The organism is Shewanella sp. 11B5 (assembly GCF_002836795.1).
GTDB classification, from domain to species: Bacteria; Pseudomonadota; Gammaproteobacteria; order Enterobacterales; family Shewanellaceae; genus Shewanella; species Shewanella frigidimarina.
This window is the reverse complement of sequence record NZ_PJAP01000633.1, coordinates 1-3,689: the sequence shown is the minus strand read 5'-3', so window position 1 is coordinate 3,689 and position 3,689 is coordinate 1. Positions and strand designations below refer to the sequence as shown.

4 protein-coding genes are annotated in these 3,689 nt (G+C 43.1%); 3 read left to right on the top strand and 1 reads right to left on the bottom strand.

The window, feature by feature from the left end:
- From CXF78_RS14570 to CXF78_RS14560, 3 genes are all read left to right on the top strand, one after another.
- The coding region (locus CXF78_RS14570) for an outer membrane lipoprotein LolB (RefSeq protein WP_145991463.1) at positions 1-376 on the top strand (376 nt) is incomplete at its 5' end.
- Between the two features lie 45 nt (positions 377-421).
- Positions 422-1,294: a 4-(cytidine 5'-diphospho)-2-C-methyl-D-erythritol kinase gene (ispE, locus tag CXF78_RS14565; RefSeq protein ID WP_011636203.1), complete on the top strand. Its 873-nt coding sequence runs from the start codon at positions 422-424 to the stop codon at positions 1,292-1,294.
- Between the two features lie 90 nt (positions 1,295-1,384).
- On the top strand, positions 1,385-2,332 hold the full coding sequence (locus CXF78_RS14560) for a ribose-phosphate pyrophosphokinase (RefSeq protein WP_011636202.1): 948 nt from the start codon (positions 1,385-1,387) through the stop codon (positions 2,330-2,332).
- 258 nt (positions 2,333-2,590) lie between these two features.
- On the opposite strand, the gene CXF78_RS14555 is transcribed toward CXF78_RS14560, so the two are convergent.
- Positions 2,591-3,625 carry a patatin-like phospholipase family protein gene (locus CXF78_RS14555; RefSeq protein ID WP_102037208.1) on the bottom strand — a complete coding sequence of 345 codons (1,035 nt, stop codon included), beginning with the start codon at positions 3,623-3,625 and terminating at the stop codon, positions 2,591-2,593.
- Between the last annotated feature and the right edge of the window lie 64 nt (positions 3,626-3,689).

The following is a 3,689-nucleotide window of genomic DNA, read 5'->3' as shown; positions in this document are numbered from 1 at the left end:
ATTAGGCACAACAGTATTAACCCTTAAGACAAATCAAGGTATGGCAACACTTGACGTTGACGGCAAAACCTATCGCGACAGTAATGCTCAAGATTTACTGACCGGTATTAGCGGATGGTCAATCCCACTTGATAGCCTTCCTTTATGGATCACAGGTCAAATTGGCAGCAATGATAAAATTGTCAGCTATAATCCTGATGGCACAATTAAACAATTAATCAGTCACGACCCTGAAGCCAATTGGGTGGTCAGTTTTCTCGGTTGGCAACAACAAAGCGGCGCGCAGGTGCCTAGGTTGTTGAAGATTGAGCGTGAAGATGTGCAAATAAAAATTCAAACTAATCAATGGACAGCGGTAGCAGCCAAAACAAAATAGGGTTTAATATTCAGTGCTGGCTAATAACAAGGTAGTTAACAAAATATGACATCGACGAACTCTCGCAAATCAGCGATATCCAAAAGTTGGCCAGCTCCTGCAAAACTGAATTTATTTTTGCATGTAACTGGCCAGCGAGCCGATGGCTATCATGAACTACAAACGCTATTTCAATTTATTGACCATTGTGATTACCTTGATTTTCATATCACAGACACACCAGATTTAATTCTCCATTCTACGATGTCCGATTCTGTCGCTGACAGCGATAACTTAATTCTTAAGGCCGCAAAATCACTCAAGCGTTACACCCAATATGAAGGCGGCGCGCATATTTGGTTAGAAAAATTGTTGCCTATGGGGGGTGGTTTAGGTGGCGGATCATCTGATGCAGCTACCACATTAGTGGCGCTAAATGCCTTATGGAAAACCAATATATCACCCAATAAACTAGCTGAAATTGGCTTAACGCTTGGCGCGGATGTCCCTGTTTTTATTAATGGTTTATCTGCGTTCGCCGAAGGTGTCGGTGAGAAGTTGATCACAGTACAACCACCCGAGTCATGGTATTTAGTTATTGTCCCTGATGTACATGTATCAACCCAGGCCGTTTTTCAACATCCTGATTTGCCACGTAACACACCAAAATTGGATATGAGCAGTTTAATGACTCAACAATGGAGCAATGATTGTCAGAAACTGGTCACAACTAAGCACCCTCAAGTTGCCAATGCCTTAAGCTGGCTGGTAGAATATGCGCCGTCGAGAATGACCGGAACAGGTGCATGCGTGTTCGGGGAATTTACACATTCGCAACAAGCCCTTGACGCTTTAGCCAAATTACCGGCTGATATGCAAGGTTTTGTCGCAAAGGGGATGAACAAGTCGCCATTACAAATACGGCTTGAGCAGCTCTAACAACATTATTTCTTCTGGGTCAGTTTTGAGTGACAACACGTAAAATTGATCTAGCCTTTAATCGTAAAGCAAACACCTGAGGTTCATAAAGTGCCCGACATCAAGCTCTTTGCTGGTAACGCTACCCCAAATCTAGCCGCCAAGATAGCCGACCGTTTATTTTGCAAACTTGGCGACGCAGTTGTAGGCCGTTTCAGCGACGGTGAAATCAGTGTTCAAATAAACGAGAATGTACGTGGTGCGGATGTGTTCATCATCCAATCTACTTGCGCACCAACTAACGATAACCTCATGGAGCTTATTGTAATGGTTGACGCGCTACGTCGTGCATCAGCGGGTCGTATTACTGCCGTTATTCCGTACTTTGGTTATGCTCGTCAAGACCGCCGTGTACGCAGTGCACGTGTACCAATTACCGCAAAAGTTGTTGCAGATTTCTTGTCAAGCGTGGGTGTTGACCGCGTATTGACTTGTGACTTACATGCTGAGCAAATTCAAGGTTTCTTTGATGTCCCTGTTGATAACGTGTTCGGTAGCCCTGTGTTACTTGAAGACATGTTGGCAAAGAAATTAGAAAATCCTGTTGTTGTGTCTCCTGATATTGGCGGTGTAGTTCGTGCTCGTGCCGTTGCCAAGCTATTAGATGACTCTGACCTTGCGATTATCGATAAGCGTCGTCCACAAGCTAACGTTGCTCAAGTAATGCATATTATTGGTGATGTTCAAGGCCGTGATTGCATCATCGTTGATGACATGATCGATACTGGTGGCACTTTATGTAAAGCTGCTGAAGCATTGAAAGAACATGGCGCTAACCGCGTGTTCGCTTATGCTACTCATCCGGTATTCTCAGGTAATGCTGCTGAAAATATTGCTAACTCTGTTATCGATGAAGTTATCGTGACAGACACTGTGCCATTAAGCCCTGAAATGTTAAAAGTGGCGAAAGTGACCCAGCTAACAATGTCTGCAGTACTAGCTGAAGCGATACGTCGCGTTAGTAACGAAGAGTCAATCTCTGCGATGTTCCGCCACTAATCATCTTTAGTGAGTGAAACAACTAAACGCACTCTTACGAGTGCGTTTTTGTTTGGGTAAATATCGCAAAAATATTTTATCTACCTTATTTGAGAAAGACTCCTAACCTCTATTACCAAATGTTAGTCAGTGTTGAACAACTGATGTTTAACATTAACCGTCAAATCGTTCTGCAACATTAAAAAATTCAACCCAAAGTGAATTATTGAGTCAATATAATCACCTCAGCGTTGGCTGCAAAACCAAAACCAGATTCATTTAAGCTGTCATGCTTTGCATGATCGTAAGCGACTCTAGCGGCGGCTGAGCATGCAAAGAATGTGTTGAATAGAATGCCTTTTGAGTGTGTAAAAAAGCATTACCTGCTGTAATACCCGTTTGATAATCATGGCGTAAGTCCATATCTGTGCTGCCCAACAATTTGCTTTGAAGATTATCATCAGCAAAAATTTGAATGATCTCGACATCATCAGGTGGATTGGCGATAAACGCGAGCTCTTGTTCGTAAGCTTGTTCATGCTGAGCCAAGTAATCTATGGTTTTGGGACAATAACCTGACACACAAATCCATGATTTTAATTTATGTACCCAAGCAGATTGAGCATGAAAATCTGCATTAACAGTACGAATAACCACAATTTTTCGCGCTCCACGACGATATGCTTCACGAACTGGTAACGGCGCAGCCAGTCCACCATCAAGGTAAAAGTCAGCTTGAGGGTAATCATAGTTGGTATGAACTTGATTAGCAGCACTGGCGGTTAACCAGGGCGCAAGTTTAACCCCCTGCTTATATAGAAAAGGTAATGCACTTGAGGCTTTAAGTAATTCGCGCCAGTGGTCATTATCACCATTTGGGCGTAAGAAATAACCTTGTCGATCGCGTGAGTTAGTTGCGGTGATCAATAACTCGCGTTGTCCCAATGATTTTGCGGCGGCGGTAAAGTCTAAGGCAAAGCTACCTTGAGTCGTTTTATCAAAGTACCAATCCAAATCGACAACATTTCCTCCAACTAATCCTCGGCCCAGTTGGTAAAATCGCTTATGCCGTGATAATCCACGGATTAACCGCTTGGCATAGCCTTTCTGGCGAGATAAAAAGCTCGTGAGATTTTGTGAACCTGCAGATGTGCCTATGAATAAATCGAAGGGATCAAAATCATTATCTAACCACGCATCTAACACACCAGCGGTGAATATCCCTCGCTGACCACCACCTTCAGCAATCAGCGCCATCTTGGGGCGTGATGCTTCATAAGGGTTCGTAAATGGTGTTGGTGTTAGGACGTCCATGGATAAGCCTTTCTAAAAATATTCACTGCATAAGACAATTCTAAACAACAGTAAGTAAAATAGA

What these genes read in the sequence shown, in the direction of transcription:
- CXF78_RS14555 (WP_102037208.1), bottom strand. Translation starts at nt 3,625, where the DNA reads ATGGACGTCCTAACACCAACACCATTTACGAACCCTTATGAAGCATCA.
- ispE (WP_011636203.1), top strand. Translation starts at nt 422, where the DNA reads ATGACATCGACGAACTCTCGCAAATCAGCGATATCCAAAAGTTGGCCA.